This window comes from Galbibacter sp. PAP.153, assembly GCF_037029175.1.
GTDB classification, from domain to species: domain Bacteria; phylum Bacteroidota; class Bacteroidia; order Flavobacteriales; family Flavobacteriaceae; genus Galbibacter; species Galbibacter pacificus.
On sequence record NZ_JAZEUN010000016.1, the window covers coordinates 19,670 to 33,982 of the forward strand.

General features: G+C 37.6%; 12 protein-coding genes. 7 read left to right on the forward strand and 5 right to left on the reverse strand.

Going from position 1 to position 14,313, the window contains the following annotated elements:
- Window positions 1-47 precede the first annotated feature (47 nt).
- Together UXI14_RS11525 and gdhA are read left to right on the forward strand one after the other, a co-directional pair.
- On the forward strand, window positions 48-1,202 hold the full coding sequence (locus UXI14_RS11525; protein WP_335966254.1) for a cystathionine gamma-synthase: 1,155 nt from the start codon (window positions 48-50) through the stop codon (window positions 1,200-1,202).
- Between the two features lie 114 nt (window positions 1,203-1,316).
- Window positions 1,317-2,660, forward strand: a complete 1,344-nt coding sequence (gene gdhA / locus UXI14_RS11530; RefSeq protein ID WP_277900573.1) for an NADP-specific glutamate dehydrogenase — start codon at window positions 1,317-1,319, stop codon at window positions 2,658-2,660.
- A gap of 63 nt (window positions 2,661-2,723) precedes the next feature.
- On the opposite strand, the gene UXI14_RS11535 is transcribed toward gdhA, so the two are convergent.
- Genes UXI14_RS11535 through UXI14_RS11550 form a run of 4 tightly spaced genes read right to left on the reverse strand, consistent with a single transcriptional unit; the run spans window position 2,724 to window position 7,521 of the window.
- A complete protein-coding gene (locus UXI14_RS11535) occupies window positions 2,724-5,903 on the reverse strand; it encodes a M1 family aminopeptidase (protein WP_335966255.1) in 3,180 nt (1,059 codons plus the stop codon).
- Window positions 5,900-6,775 (reverse strand): ABC transporter ATP-binding protein, encoded by an 876-nt coding sequence (locus UXI14_RS11540; protein ID WP_335966256.1) that lies wholly within the window; start codon window positions 6,773-6,775, stop codon window positions 5,900-5,902. Before UXI14_RS11540 ends, UXI14_RS11535 begins: the two co-directional genes overlap by 4 nt.
- A gap of 29 nt (window positions 6,776-6,804) precedes the next feature.
- Window positions 6,805-7,008, reverse strand: a complete 204-nt coding sequence (locus tag UXI14_RS11545) for a helix-turn-helix transcriptional regulator (RefSeq protein ID WP_277900357.1) — start codon at window positions 7,006-7,008, stop codon at window positions 6,805-6,807.
- Window positions 7,009-7,011: 3 nt separating this feature from the next.
- Window positions 7,012-7,521, reverse strand: coding sequence for a DUF2975 domain-containing protein (locus UXI14_RS11550; RefSeq protein ID WP_335966257.1), 510 nt, complete (start codon window positions 7,519-7,521; stop codon window positions 7,012-7,014).
- Window positions 7,522-7,677: 156 nt separating this feature from the next.
- Between UXI14_RS11550 and recO the strand changes: the two genes are divergently transcribed.
- From recO to UXI14_RS11575, 5 genes are all read left to right on the forward strand, one after another.
- Window positions 7,678-8,394 carry a DNA repair protein RecO gene (gene recO, locus UXI14_RS11555; protein WP_335966258.1) on the forward strand — a complete coding sequence of 239 codons (717 nt, stop codon included), beginning with the start codon at window positions 7,678-7,680 and terminating at the stop codon, window positions 8,392-8,394.
- A 136-nt stretch (window positions 8,395-8,530) separates the two neighbouring features.
- Window positions 8,531-11,932, forward strand: coding sequence for an isoleucine--tRNA ligase (gene ileS, locus UXI14_RS11560; RefSeq protein ID WP_335966259.1), 3,402 nt, complete (start codon window positions 8,531-8,533; stop codon window positions 11,930-11,932).
- Window positions 11,933-11,936: 4 nt separating this feature from the next.
- The gene (locus UXI14_RS11565) at window positions 11,937-12,320 is read left to right on the forward strand and encodes a TraR/DksA C4-type zinc finger protein (protein ID WP_335966260.1); all 384 of its coding nucleotides are present in this window, start codon (window positions 11,937-11,939) and stop codon (window positions 12,318-12,320) included.
- A 107-nt stretch (window positions 12,321-12,427) separates the two neighbouring features.
- Window positions 12,428-13,051 carry a hypothetical protein gene (locus UXI14_RS11570; protein ID WP_335966261.1) on the forward strand — a complete coding sequence of 208 codons (624 nt, stop codon included), beginning with the start codon at window positions 12,428-12,430 and terminating at the stop codon, window positions 13,049-13,051.
- Between the two features lie 64 nt (window positions 13,052-13,115).
- Window positions 13,116-13,733 (forward strand): lipoprotein signal peptidase, encoded by a 618-nt coding sequence (locus UXI14_RS11575; RefSeq protein WP_335966262.1) that lies wholly within the window; start codon window positions 13,116-13,118, stop codon window positions 13,731-13,733.
- A 16-nt stretch (window positions 13,734-13,749) separates the two neighbouring features.
- Here the strand turns inward: UXI14_RS11575 and UXI14_RS11580 are convergent, their stop codons facing one another.
- On the reverse strand, window positions 13,750-14,313 hold the full coding sequence (locus UXI14_RS11580) for a 5-formyltetrahydrofolate cyclo-ligase (RefSeq protein WP_335966263.1): 564 nt from the start codon (window positions 14,311-14,313) through the stop codon (window positions 13,750-13,752).

The following is a 14,313-nucleotide window of genomic DNA, read 5'->3' on the forward strand; positions in this document are numbered from 1 at the left end:
GCAATCCCCAAAAGTAAACGATATTTTTGTTATACAATCTTCAAGTTATGAGTAAAGAGAATTTACGCTTTAATTCCAAGGCTATTCATGGCGGGCAAGAACCCGATAAAGCTTATGGGGCGGTAATGCCTCCAATTTACCAAACTTCAACATATGCACAATCTTCGCCGGGCGCGCACAAGGGGTTTGAGTATTCCAGAAGTGCCAACCCAACTAGGACGGCACTGGAAAATAGTTTGGCAAGTATCGAGAACGGCAAATACGGTTTGGCTTTTGCTAGCGGCCTGGCGGCAATAGATGCGGTAATGAAATTACTGCAACCGGGAGACGAAGTAATATCGACCAACGATCTGTATGGTGGCAGTTACCGCTTGTTCAGTAAAATTTTTGAAGGGTTTGGGATCAAGTTTCATTTTGTGAACATGGAAAACCCGGCAGTAATTGAAAACTATATAAATACAAACACAAGGCTTATTTGGGTTGAAACCCCTACAAACCCAATGATGAACATTATTGATATTGCCCAAGTAGCCAACATTGCAAAAAAACATAAGGTTTTATTGGGGGTAGACAATACGTTTGCCACGCCATATTTGCAATTGCCACTCGATTTGGGAGCCGATTTGGTAATGCATTCGGCAACAAAATATATGGGCGGGCACAGCGATGTGGTTATGGGTGCCTTGGTGGTAAAAAATAAGGACTTGGCCGATAAACTGTATTTTATTCAAAACGCAAGTGGTGCGGTTGCCGGCCCCATGGACTGTTTTTTAGTACTTCGCGGAATAAAAACCCTGCACGTGCGTATGCAGCGCCATTGTGAAAATGGAGCAGCCATTGCGAAATTTTTGGCAGATCACCCAAAAATAGAGAAAGTATATTGGCCCGGGTTTAAATCGCACCCCAATCATGAAATTGCCAAAAAGCAAATGAAAGGTTTTGGCGGGATGATTTCTTTTGTGACCAAGGGAAACAATTACCAAGAAGCTATTAAAATTGTGGAAAATTTAAAAGTATTTACATTGGCCGAATCGTTGGGGGGCGTAGAGTCTTTGGCGGGACATCCTGCAAGTATGACGCATGCCTCTATCCCCAAAGAAGAAAGGGAAAAAACAGGCGTGGTCGATGCCTTGATTAGATTGAGCGTTGGGATTGAAGATGTAGAAGATTTAATCGATGATCTTAGACGAGCAATAGGGTAACGAAAACGTTTGAGATTAACGATTTTTTAAAAAACAAGCATTTTTTTTCAATAAAAAGTATAATTTTGCTGTCAAATTATTAAATACACAATTAATCCATTTTTTATGAATGCAATGGACCAAAAAATAAAAACATTTATGGACGAAGTAAAAGTCCGTAATGCACACGAGCCAGAGTTTCTTCAGGCAGTACACGAAGTAGCAGAAACAGTACTTCCGTATATTGCACAGCATGAAATATACAACGGTAAAAACATATTGTTGCGCATGGTAGAGCCCGAGAGAGCTATAATGTTTAGGGTGCCGTGGGTTGACGATAAAGGGGAAATACACGTAAACAGGGGGTATCGAATCCAAATGAGCTCTGTTATCGGTCCGTATAAAGGCGGGCTACGTTTTCACCCAACGGTAAATATGAGTATTTTAAAATTCTTGGCTTTTGAACAGGTTTTTAAAAACAGTTTGACAACATTGCCAATGGGCGGTGGTAAAGGAGGGTCTGACTTTGATCCGAAAGGAAAGTCGGATGATGAAGTGATGCGTTTTTGCCATAGTTTTATGACCGAACTTTTTAGGCACATAGGGCCAAATACCGATGTCCCGGCCGGAGATATAGGCGTAGGAAGTAGGGAAATTGGTTTCTTGTTTGGAATGTACCGAAAAATTAAAAATGAATTTACGGGAGTTTTAACCGGGAAAGGGCTTTCTTGGGGTGGTTCCCTCATTCGTCCAGAAGCTACAGGATATGGAAATGTGTACTTTGCACAAAATATGCTGGAAAGAAAAGGAGATACTTTTCAAGGGAAAACAGTAACGGTTTCCGGTTCGGGAAATGTAGCGCAATATGCTACCGAAAAGGCCACGCAATTGGGCGCCAAAGTAGTTTCGCTTTCAGATTCTTCGGGGACCATTTATGATAAAGACGGAATCGATGCCGAGAAGCTCGCTCATGTAATGTTTATTAAAAACGTAAAACGCGGAAGAATTTCGGAATATACAGAAAAGTATCCTTCGGCAGAATATTATGCAGGCAAAACCCCGTGGCACATACCTTGCGATATAGCACTTCCTTGTGCAACGCAAAATGAGCTGAACGAAGAAGATGCAAAAGCATTAACTAAAAACGGATGCATATGTGTGAGCGAGGGCGCAAACATGCCTTGTACTCCGGGAGCTATTCTTCAATTCCAACACGCAAAAATATTGTTTGCGCCAGGAAAAGCATCCAATGCCGGGGGTGTTGCAACTTCGGGCTTGGAAATGGCACAAAATTCGTTACGTTATAGCTGGACAAGAGAAGAGGTTGATGATAAATTGAAAGGGATTATGAAGAGTATTCACAATTCTTGTATCGATCACGGAGAAGATCCAGACGGATATATCAACTATGTTCGGGGCGCAAATATTGCAGGTTTTGTAAAAGTAGCCGATGCAATTCTAGCCCAAGGAGTGGTGTAATTTATAGTTAAAAGAGACTGTCTAAAATCAAGTGTTTTTAGACAGCCTCTTACTTTTATATGTTTAATCAACAGAAGGGGACGTTGTTGATGCTAATAACGATTTTATTTTTGGATGAAATTTTGCATCAGAAACCCGAAGTATTTCATCCAGTAAATCTGTCGATATAGGTTTCGGGTTAGGATATTTGTATTTGCATAAAAAATTCTTCAAGGCTAAGTTCAACCGGTCTTCTCCAATTAACTTGCTTATTTCAGCAAAAATTACGGCTCCTTTAGAATAGGCTATATAAGGCTGGTTTTTGGTAGCCTTAATTAATGGGACGTCTTTATAGTAACCTTTTTCGGCATTATAAATTTGTCGATGTAATTGTATGCGCTCCTTCATTTTTTCTTCACCGTGCATTTTTTTATAAATCATCAATTCTGTATACATGGCAAGGCTTTCGGTAAGCATGGCATACCCTTCCCTATAATCTGGATTTATTTGATTGTTACCCCACCAAATATGTGAAACTTCGTGTCCAGCAAGCTCATTTATAACATCCTGCTTATCATCAGCCTTAATATTGGCATTGAAGATCATGTTTTCTGTCATAAAAATAACACCCGGGTAAGCTGTGCCGGCAAAACCACTGGTAAATGAAGATATTTCTGCAAAAACAATCTCTTTAAACGGGTATGGGCCAAAGTTTTTGGTGCAATAATCTAATGAAAGTATTGTGTTTTTTATAAGGTGGTCAACATTATTGTCATGCAATGCATTGTACAGAACTTTAATGGTTATGCCATTGTGTATGGTGCTTTTGGACAAATATTTGGCTGAAGATAATGCAAAGCGAAATGGAATGGCGTTTGCCCGATAGGTAAAATAATTTCGTTTTTTATTTTTCCAATGTTTTGTGAGCTCGCCGGTTCCCACGGCTATTTGGTTTTGAGGAGTGGAAATTTCCAACTCTAAATCAATAAAATCATCTGTATTTTCTTTAGGGGCTCCTAAAGGCTTAATGCCTGTGGCTTCCCCCAAATTATATTTATTTCTAATGTTGCTATCCATAGTTTCTTTGCCTTCATCATATCCAAACCGGGGAAAATAGTTGCTGATTCTCATGAAAGACCCATTTTCTACAATGGCATTAAAAGCATCGTGACCATTTACAGCGTACCATTTGTATTTTAATTCAAACTTCAATTTTGCGGTGTCGTTTGGTTGAAGTGGCTTTTGTAGGAAAAGTGCTGAAACCGGGTTGTCAATAATCAGTTTTTCATTTTTATATTGATATGAAAATGATTTGATTATAAAATCTTCCGGGATATGAAGCAATATCGAATCTATGGGTTTTTGGTGCATATTTTTAATGACATAACTTCCCGTAATTTTATATGCATGGTCTTCTGGAAACAAATCAATATTGGCAATAACTTTTTTTATGGTTGGTTGGGGAATGTTTTGATATTTTCTATAGGTTTTTTCATAACGAACGGCTTTTGTTATAGCCAGATCATTGTCCCGGGGGATATAGCCATGTAGAAAGATGTCGGAAATGATAATGCAGAGTACCAAGAGCACCAATGAACCAATAATTTTAGCAATACTGTTTTTATGGTTTTTGAAGGTTCCATACAATAAAAATAGCAGTGCAACTGCCAAAAACCCAAAAGACAAGCGCCATAAGAACAAGGGCAAATATCCGCCATAGCCTAAGAAATCACTATATGTTCCTTTATAATCGGATAGGAACCTAAATAATGGATTCTTGATGAACCCTTGAACCAATTTGGTGCCAAAAACTACAAAGAACGCCATAGAAATGCCCAATGCGAGATTTTTGTTTTTGATTAAGTTGTTTATGAAAAATAAGAAAAGCGATAAAAGTATAAGCGGGAATGTGTTGAAAACAATAACCCCATAATATGCATTCCAGTCAAAATAAGGAAAATTGTAAAGGAATTGAAAAGTTATAGCCTCCATTATCATCAATAGTGTAAAGTAGCTTATCAAGAACAAAATGCTTCCTATGTTGCCTATTAGTTTTTCTTTGGAATAATATGTAGTATCCTGTATAACTGAAAATCCTTCCGCTTTGCTTCGCCAGAAAACATCATTTACAAAATACACAATAGTCAATCCTCCAATAAAATAAAAAATACCGTTAATGGTTTGGGCCAAGAGCCCCGAACTGGCATAATATTGAGGAAGACGGATGCCTTTGTCTATATCGGCATACATTTCCATTCCTACATAAAAAAGCAACAAAACGGATATGGCAATTAAAGAGATGCTTTTAAATAAATAGATACAATCAATTTTTATAAAAGAAAGGATAGCGTACCATTTGGATTTAGAGTCGAATTTGGCGGTTACTTGTGTAAAAGGCGTGAGGGAGGGTTGTGTTTTTAGCAATGGCGCTTGCTTTTTAAATGCTTTGGGCGTAGAAAGGAAGGAAAATAGGTAAATGCCGCCATATAGAAAGCATATTGAACAAATAAAAAAAGAGAGCCTGTTTATCAACCATAAATTGGTGAAAGAAACCACTTGGGTATTACGTTGATAAACTGTAAGATCTTTTCCTTCAAAAAAGTAACTGGACAAACCAAAAGGGTCTACCAAGGCAGAAATGCGTTGTGCAAATAGCGATTGGGGTAATGCCTGCGCCATAAACGGGGCATTAGAAAATACCATAACCACCATATACAAAACATACAGCATTAATCCACTTATGGCAACCATAAGCTTGTTTTGTAATTTCTGCGCAATAAAAAATAGGATGCTACATATAAATAAGGCATTGCACATACCGAACGTAATAAATGGATAAAGGAAATGCCAAAGGTTGAATCCCGGGCTTATTTCAGTTTCTGTTTGGGTATACAAACCTGCCACATAGCCTGTTATAAGAATAAAAAAGCTGAATAGTGTTGTTGAATAGAAAGAAAAAAAACGTGCACAGGCAAAAGTTTTCTTTTTAATAGGAGTGGTAAAAATGATTAAATTGAAGTTGGAGTCTCTCTCTTTAAACAATAGGGCAAAAGCCAATAAAGTGGCCATTAAAATAATGGCAAGGCTTAATAGCCCAATCATGAAGCCTACCGAATATGGAGCGTTTATATAGATGCCTTCTCCAATATTAATGCTGAATTTGTATCCCGCCCAAAAGCCAATAACTGCTAAAACAATCAAGGCAACATAGATATACTTTTGCTTGAGTATTATATGAAGGTCGTTTAAAAATACCGTATTCATTTTTTGTACCTATTTAAATAATTAAAATACACATGCTCTAAAGAGGGCGTAATAGCGTGAAAACCTATCGGACAAACATCTTCATTAACCGTTATATGCATTACTTTCTCTATAAGTTGCTTGCTAATAACACGGTATTCTGTTTCCAATTTTGACAGTTCGCTTTTTTTAATGGCCTTGGCCCATAATTTACCATTTAGCTGTTCTATAAAATATGTTGGAGCACCTTGAGAAATAATAGCCCCCTTTTCTATAATGGCCATAGTAGAACAAAGATTTCTAACATCTTCTACCAAATGGGTAGAAAACACTACAATAATATCTTCGCTTAGTTCGCTCAACAAGGTGTTAAAACGGTTGCGCTCCTCGGGATCCAGACCTGCCGTAGGTTCGTCTACAATTACTATTTTGGGTTCTCCCAATAATGCTTGTGCTACACCAAAGCGTTGTTTCATTCCACCGGAAAAAGTATGTACTTCTTTATTTTTTGCATCCAATAGGTTTACCTTTTCGAGTAAGTTCATGATTTGTTCGTGGCGTTGCCCCGAATCTTGAATGCCTTTTAATTTTGCTATATGGTCTAATAAATTATAAGCGGAAACCTTTGGATAAACACCAAAATATTGTGGCAAAAACCCTAAATGTTTTTGTATTTTAAAAGGCTCGTTAACAATATCAGATCCGTTAAAAGTGAGGCTTCCTTTAGAAGGTTTTTGGAGCCCCACAATTGTTTTCATTAACGAAGATTTACCGGCACCATTGGGCCCTAATAAGCCAAATATGCCATTTTTAATTTCTAAATTTACGGCATTAAGAGCCTGGTATCCGTTGTTGTAAACAAGGGATACATTTTTAATTTTCAATGTGTTCATGTATGCTGTTTTATATGTGAAAGAGGTGGTTAATCTACATAATCTATAATATCTCCGGGTTTACATTCAAGTGCTTTGCAAATAGCCTCCAGGGTTTCAAACCGAATGCCTTTTGCCCTTCCTGTTTTAAGAATGGATAAATTGGCGGGCGTAATGCCAATGGTATCAGCTAAATCCTTGCTCTTTATTTTGCGCTTTGCAAGCATAACGTCCAGGTTGATAATAATTGGCATAATTTATATATATAAATCTTGTTCGTTTTGTAAATCTAATCCTTGTTGAAAAATTTCTGAAATAATAAAAATAAAGATGCCCAGAAACATATGTAAGGCTATAATCATATATATTTCTCTTTCAATTTCCGTAAAAAAGGATGAAATAATAACCAACAGAATGGGTAAAAACAAATTGATGGCATAAAATCGTTTTAAATGGGCAATGTTGGCTACAGTAAATAATTTTTGTTGATAAAAGACCTGAAAAACATTAGAAAGTAGCCAGAAAAACAGCGCATATGCCAAAGTGGGAAGCAAAAATGAAAATACTAAATAAGGTATGCTGTTGTCCAGAATTAAAAAAGGAACATCTGTAAAAGGATATTCAATAATAGTTTGGCCTGCCACAGATTTAATATTGGTTTTTGTTACCGAACATATAAACCCATAAATAGCTGTAAAAAAATAAAGCCACGCCAGAACTCTTGTTACAGCGTATAATATTTTGGAAATAATATTGGTTTTTTTCATTGTCTAAGTTTCAATTATTATTGCAAATATATAAAAATTATTGTAAAACAATAATTAATTGTTGTTTTGTTGAAATTTAAAGGCACCTTCTTTTATCTTGAAATCAAGCTATATAGAAAAAGCAAATTCCTATTTTTGTTTATATTCCTATAAAATATGATTGTAACAACCCGGGCTATTGTGCTTTCAGCTATAAAATATGGCGATACCAGTTTGATTGTAAAGCTTTTTACGGAAAGTGACGGGGTAAAATCGTATATGTTGAAAGGGGTATTGTCATCAAAAAAAGGAAAATTAAAAAAAGGATATTTTCAGCCGTTAACACAACTAGAAATAGTTGCCAACCATAAAAATAAAGGCACTTTAGAAAGTTTGCGGGAAGTAAAACTTGCATATTCGTATAAAAACCTACAAACAGATGTAAGTAAAAGTTCAGTGGCAATTTTTTTATCCGAAATGTTAGTAGTTTCCCTTCAGGAAGAAGAAGAAAATACCGCTTTGTATAAATTTATAGCTACGGCTTTTATTTGGTTGGACGAACACGACGAAATAGCCAATTTCCATATTTCTTTTTTGTTGGAGCTAACAAAATACCTGGGCTTTTACCCCGACGATTCACAGCGGGAAGCTCCTTATTTTGATCTTTTAGAAGGAGAATTTGTATATTCCTTGTACAATCAGGTTATCGAGGGGCAACAATTGGCGGTTTTTAAGCAACTGTTGCAACATGGTTTCGAGGATGCAAATATTGTTAAAATGAATAAAACGGTGCGGGCAGATTTGTTAAATAGCTTAATCCGTTATTACCAATTGCACCTGTCCGATTTTAAAAAGCCTAAATCACTGGAAATTCTTCAGCAGATATTTGCTTAAATAATTACAAGTCATTGTAAATATTAATATTAACCTAATAACATCCCCATGGATTGCTTTTAGGATGTTTAACATGGGTCAATTCACTGGAATTTAGTATTTTTGCCAACTTAAATACGACAAAGGAACTGTTTAAATGAAGTTTACAGAATATAAAGGATTGGATTTGCCCAAAACTGCGGAAGAAGTTCTGAAATTTTGGGATGAGCAAGCAATTTTTGAGAAAAGTATCACCAGCAGGGAAGGTAAAGAGCCTTTTGTTTTCTATGAAGGCCCTCCATCTGCCAATGGGTTGCCGGGAATTCACCATGTCATGGCCCGGGCCATTAAGGATATTTTTTGTCGTTATAAAACCCAAAAAGGATATCAGGTAAAACGCAAAGCGGGGTGGGATACACACGGGCTTCCGGTAGAATTGGGGGTTGAAAAAGAACTGGGTATTACCAAAGAAGATATTGGTACCAAAATATCGGTAGAAGAATACAACCAGGCTTGTAAGAAAGCGGTAATGCGCTACACGGACATCTGGAACGATATGACCCGGAAAATCGGGTATTGGGTAGATATGGAGCACCCCTATATTACCTACAAGTCCAAATACATGGAAAGCGTATGGTGGCTATTAAAGCAAATCTACGATAAAGGATTAATGTACAAAGGGTACACCATTCAGCCGTATTCGCCTAAGGCAGGAACCGGTTTGAGTTCGCACGAATTAAACCAGCCGGGAACCTATCAAGACGTGTCCGATACAACAGTGGTGGCACAATTTAAGGCCATAGAAGAAACACTTCCCGAATTTTTAAAAGGGTTTGGGGCCGTTCATTTCCTGGCATGGACAACCACGCCATGGACACTTCCGTCCAATACAGCTTTAACAGTAGGCCCTAAAATTGATTATGTGTTGATAAAAACATACAATCAATACACTTTCGAGCCCATAAATGTGGTGGTGGCCAAACCATTGCTTAAAAAACAGTTTTCTGGTAAATATTTTGAAGCTGAAAATGAAACTGCTTTTACCGATTATGAAAGTGGGGCCAAAAAAATACCATATTTGGTAATGGCTGAAGGGAAAGGAGCAGATTTAATTGGAGCCCAATATGAGCAATTGTTGAATTATGCATTGCCATACCAAAACCCCGAAAATGCCTTTAGGGTAATAGGCGGGGATTTTGTTACCACCGAAGACGGTACCGGAATTGTGCATACAGCCCCAACTTTTGGTGCAGACGATGCCAAGGTAGCCAAAGAAGCTACGCCAGAAGTACCGCCAATGTTGGTATTGGACGAAAATGATAATCCCGTTCCTTTGGTAGATCTTCAAGGCCGCTTTAGGGCAGAATTGCCTGAAGTTGGCGGTAAATATGTAAAAAATGAATATTATACCGATGGCGAAGCACCCGAAAAGTCTGTAGATGTAGAAATAGCTATTAAATTAAAAGAAGAAAACAAAGCCTTTAAGGTAGAAAAATATGTGCACAGTTATCCGCATTGCTGGCGTACCGACAAGCCGGTTCTTTATTATCCGTTAGATTCATGGTTCATTAAAGTAAACGAGGTTAAAGACCGGATGTACAATTTAAACAAAACCATCAACTGGAAACCAAAAGCAACCGGGGAAGGGCGTTTTGGAAATTGGTTGAAAAATGCAAACGATTGGAACTTATCGCGTTCCCGTTTTTGGGGAATTCCGTTGCCGATATGGCGTACCGAAGACGGTAGGGAAGAAATTATCATCGGCTCGATTGAAGAGCTAAAAGATGAAATGGCAAAAGCGGTAGAAGCTGGCGTTATGGAAGCTGATATTTTTGCCGATTTTGAAGTGGGGAACATGAGTGAAGCAAACTACGAAAAAGTAGACCTTCACAAAAACATAGTCGATAAAATTGTATTGGTTTCTCCATCGGGAAAACCCATGAAACGAGAAGCCGATTTGATTGATGTTTGGTTCGATTCCGGTTCCATGCCTTATGCACAATGGCATTATCCGTTTGAGAACAAAGAAAAAATAGATCAAGGGGGAGGCTTTTTCCCCGCCGATTACATCGCAGAAGGAGTAGACCAAACCCGTGGGTGGTTTTACACCTTGCACGCCATTGGTACAATGGTTTTCGACTCCGTGGCCTATAAAAATGTAGTGTCAAACGGTTTGGTGCTCGATAAAAACGGACAAAAAATGTCCAAGCGTTTGGGCAACGCCGTAGACCCTTTTGAAACATTAAAAGAATACGGCCCCGATGCCGCGCGTTGGTACATGATTTCCAATGCAAATCCATGGGATAATCTAAAATTTGATATTGAAGGGGTTGCAGAAGTGCGTAGAAAATTCTTCGGAACGCTATACAATACCTATTCTTTTTTCAGTTTATATGCCAATATCGATGAATTTACCTATGCTGAAAAGGACATTCCATTGAATGAAAGGCCAGAAATTGACCGCTGGATACTTTCAGAATTAAATACATTGGTGCAAAAGGTTGATGAAGCATATGCCGATTACGAACCCACAAGAGCAGCAAGGGCAATCTCCGATTTTGTTCAGGAAAACCTGAGCAACTGGTATGTGCGTTTAAGCAGAAGGCGTTTCTGGAAAGGCGATTATGGGCAAGACAAAGTAAGCGCCTACCAAACATTGTATACGTGTTTGGTTACGGTTGCAAAGCTTGGTGCGCCAATTGCACCTTTCTTTATGGATCAGTTGTATAAAGATTTAGTGGCCGCCACCGGAAAGGAAAACTTTGAAAGTGTGCATTTGGCAGAATTCCCCCAATTTGTAGAAAACTTTGTTGATAAATTGTTGGAGCGCAAAATGGAGAAGGCTCAAACAATATCTTCCTTGGTACTTTCGTTGCGTAAAAAGGAAATGATAAAAGTACGTCAACCGCTTCAAAAGATAATGATTCCAGTACTTAACGAGGAACAAAGAAATGAAATTAAAGAGGTGGAAGACTTGATAAAGTCTGAAGTAAATGTAAAAGAAATTGCATTGATTGATGATGCTTCCGGGGTTTTGGTAAAACAAATTAAGCCTAATTTTAAAGTTTTAGGGCCACGTTTTGGAAGAGATATGAAGCTGATTGTCAATGAGATAAATAAATTTAACCAGCCCGAAATTCAAAAAATTGAAAGTGAAGGGGCTATTTCTATTGAAATTAATGGAAAAAACGTTACTTTAGGAATCGATGAAGTAGAGATTTCATCACAAGACATAGAAGGGTGGTTAGTAGCCAGTTCGGGCGCAATCACTGTAGCATTAGACGTAACGATCACAGAAGATTTGCGTAACGAAGGAGTAGCCAGGGAACTGGTAAATAGAATTCAGAACTTACGTAAGGATTCTGGTTTTGAAGTGACAGACAAGATTGATGTTAAGTTACAAAAGGATGGTTTTGTAGAAAAAGCTGTTGAAAACAATATAGAATACATTAAGGCAGAAACCTTAACGGCACAGCTAAATTTCGAGGAGAACTTAGATAATGGTACAGAAATTGCTTTTGATGAGGTAAACACCAAGTTAATTATTCAAAAACACTAGTACTATGGAAACAGATATGAAAGTAAGGTACTCAGATAAAGATCTAGCAGAGTTTAGGGAACTGATTGAAGGAAAAATAGAAAAAGCATATCAAGACCTTGAGCTTTTAAAAAGCTCTTATAAAAACGACGGCAACAATGGTACAGACGATACTTCTCCTACATTTAAAGCATTCGAGGAAGGGTCTGAAACAATGAGCAGGGAAGCAAATACACAACTGGCTTTGCGTCAGGAAAAGTTTATCCGCGACCTAAAAAATGCATTGGTACGTATCGAGAACAAAACGTATGGTGTTTGTAGGGTTACCGGGAAGCTTATCAACAAAGAGCGCTTAAAGCTGGTACCGCATGCTACCTTGAGCATCGAAGCTAAAAATATGCAAAGTTAATTGCAAAAAAACAACACTTAAATGTAAAAAAAAGCGCTCTGTTAAGAGCGTTTTTTGTTGCATAAACCTTGCCCGCCAATTGGTTGTTATTTTAAAAAGTATTTTACATGAAGTACATTTTTGCTTTCATTATTTTTCTCAGCGGAGCATACGCATATTCCCAAAAGGCCATAAAAAAAGTTGTCCTTGCCAAGGAGGTTTCTTTTATAGAGGTAGATGCCAATAATGTATTCAATGTTTCCATGCAAACGCACAAGGGCGATGATGTAATTATTGTAACCAAGATGGAAGGGGAATATCAAAACGAATTTGTAAATACTGTAAAAGAAGAAGGAACCACCTTGTTTATAGGCGTAGAGCAAAGACCGTTGTTTAATAAGCCCAACGATAAATTAGGGGCGCATAAAGTAATTTCGGTTTCATTGGAGATTGAAGTCCCCGAATACAAAGAAGTGCATATTTCTGGAAATTATACGGGAATGGAACTCAGGGGCCATTATAAAAGTATAGAGGCCATAACGGCCAACGAATTGATAGTGCTGGACAATATTTCTGGCGGAACCATAAAGGCAAGGACGCGAAACGGAAATATAGTTGCAGAAAAAATAAGTGGAGAGGTATGGGCCAAGAGCGAATACGGAAAAGTATACAAAGGCTCTTTGAAGACCGGAAATACTAACTTCGAGTTAAATTCGTTGAACGGTAACATTTACATCAATAAAACAGAATAATATCCTTATTTTTACCGCCGTTGAAATATGTATGCCACTAGAAAAGGCAGTTTACTTAAAAAATATGTCATTAAAAAAAGCATCCCTGATTATAGTCTTGGTCCTGTTAATAGATCAAGTATCCAAAATATATATTAAAACCCATTTTATTTTAGGAGATTATGTTGAGGTTTTCAGCTGGTTTAAAATTTTGTTCATAGAAAACGAAGGAGCTGCGTGGGGCACTAAAATAAGTGATATAATTCCTTTTATTTCAGATGAGGCCGGAAAACTTTTTTTAACCATATTCAGGCTTGTTGCAATATGCGGAATTGGCTATTGGTTGTACGATTCGGTTAAAAAAAATGCCACACCAACTTTGGTTATCGCTATATCGTTAATTTTTGCCGGTGCTTTGGGGAATATTATCGACTCGGTTTTTTATGGACTTATTTTCAACGACAGTTATGGGCAAGTGGCAACATTGTTTCCCCAAGACCCATACGGTTCCTTATTCCACGGGAGGGTTGTAGATATGCTTCATTTCCCGATGATAGACACGGTCTGGCCAGAATGGATGCCTGTTGTTGGCGGGAAAACTTTTAGGTTCTTCGAGCCTGTATTTAATATTGCCGATGCGGCGATAAGTATTGGCGTAGGTGTATTATTGGTGTTCAATAAAAAGGCTTTTCCAAAAAAATAATTCTTTTACCGTTATTTCAAAATTCATAAATGGCATCAGGGGTTGCACAAATATCCAATGCAATATCTTGGTGGTGCAGGTCGTTGAATGCTTCTTCCGGAGGAAAGAAAGAGAGCCCTATTTTTATAACATCTTTTCTGCAAGTGGCCAAAAAACGATCGTAAAACCCTTTTCCATAGCCAATTCTGTTCCCTTTTTTATCAAAAGCCAACAATGGTATAAAAACAACGTCAATTTTTTCACTCGCTATTTCGATCCCGTTTTCGGGTTCGGGAATGCCATATTCGTTGATTATTATTTTGGTGTTGTCTGTAAGGAGGTAATTGGTTAAGGTGCTATTTAAAAAATTGCTTTTGGGAATAACCACTTCTTTGTCTTTTCCCTGTAAAATGCTTAAAATAAACGAAGTGTCTATCTCCTTGTGTTTTTCAATGGCAAGAAAGATATGGTAAAAGATTTGGTCCCATATTTTAAGGGATAAGAGTTGGTTGGCAATCTGTATGCTTAAATTTTCAATTTCGCTTTTTGTAAGAGCAAAGCGTTTTTCTTTGTAGAGTTGGCGAAGCTCTTTTTTGTTCAT

Excerpts from the sequence above, each read along its gene's own strand:
- UXI14_RS11525 (WP_335966254.1), top strand. The coding sequence starts at position 48 with ATGAGTAAAGAGAATTTACGCTTTAATTCCAAGGCTATTCATGGCGGG.
- gdhA (WP_277900573.1), top strand. The coding sequence starts at position 1,317 with ATGGACCAAAAAATAAAAACATTTATGGACGAAGTAAAAGTCCGTAAT.
- UXI14_RS11535 (WP_335966255.1), bottom strand. The coding sequence starts at position 5,903 with ATGAATACGGTATTTTTAAACGACCTTCATATAATACTCAAGCAAAAG.
- UXI14_RS11540 (WP_335966256.1), bottom strand. The coding sequence starts at position 6,775 with ATGAACACATTGAAAATTAAAAATGTATCCCTTGTTTACAACAACGGA.
- UXI14_RS11545 (WP_277900357.1), bottom strand. The coding sequence starts at position 7,008 with ATGCCAATTATTATCAACCTGGACGTTATGCTTGCAAAGCGCAAAATA.
- UXI14_RS11550 (WP_335966257.1), bottom strand. The coding sequence starts at position 7,521 with ATGAAAAAAACCAATATTATTTCCAAAATATTATACGCTGTAACAAGA.
- recO (WP_335966258.1), top strand. The coding sequence starts at position 7,678 with ATGATTGTAACAACCCGGGCTATTGTGCTTTCAGCTATAAAATATGGC.
- ileS (WP_335966259.1), top strand. The coding sequence starts at position 8,531 with ATGAAGTTTACAGAATATAAAGGATTGGATTTGCCCAAAACTGCGGAA.
- UXI14_RS11565 (WP_335966260.1), top strand. The coding sequence starts at position 11,937 with ATGGAAACAGATATGAAAGTAAGGTACTCAGATAAAGATCTAGCAGAG.
- UXI14_RS11570 (WP_335966261.1), top strand. The coding sequence starts at position 12,428 with ATGAAGTACATTTTTGCTTTCATTATTTTTCTCAGCGGAGCATACGCA.
- UXI14_RS11575 (WP_335966262.1), top strand. The coding sequence starts at position 13,116 with ATGTCATTAAAAAAAGCATCCCTGATTATAGTCTTGGTCCTGTTAATA.
- UXI14_RS11580 (WP_335966263.1), bottom strand. The coding sequence starts at position 14,313 with ATGAACAAAAAAGAGCTTCGCCAACTCTACAAAGAAAAACGCTTTGCT.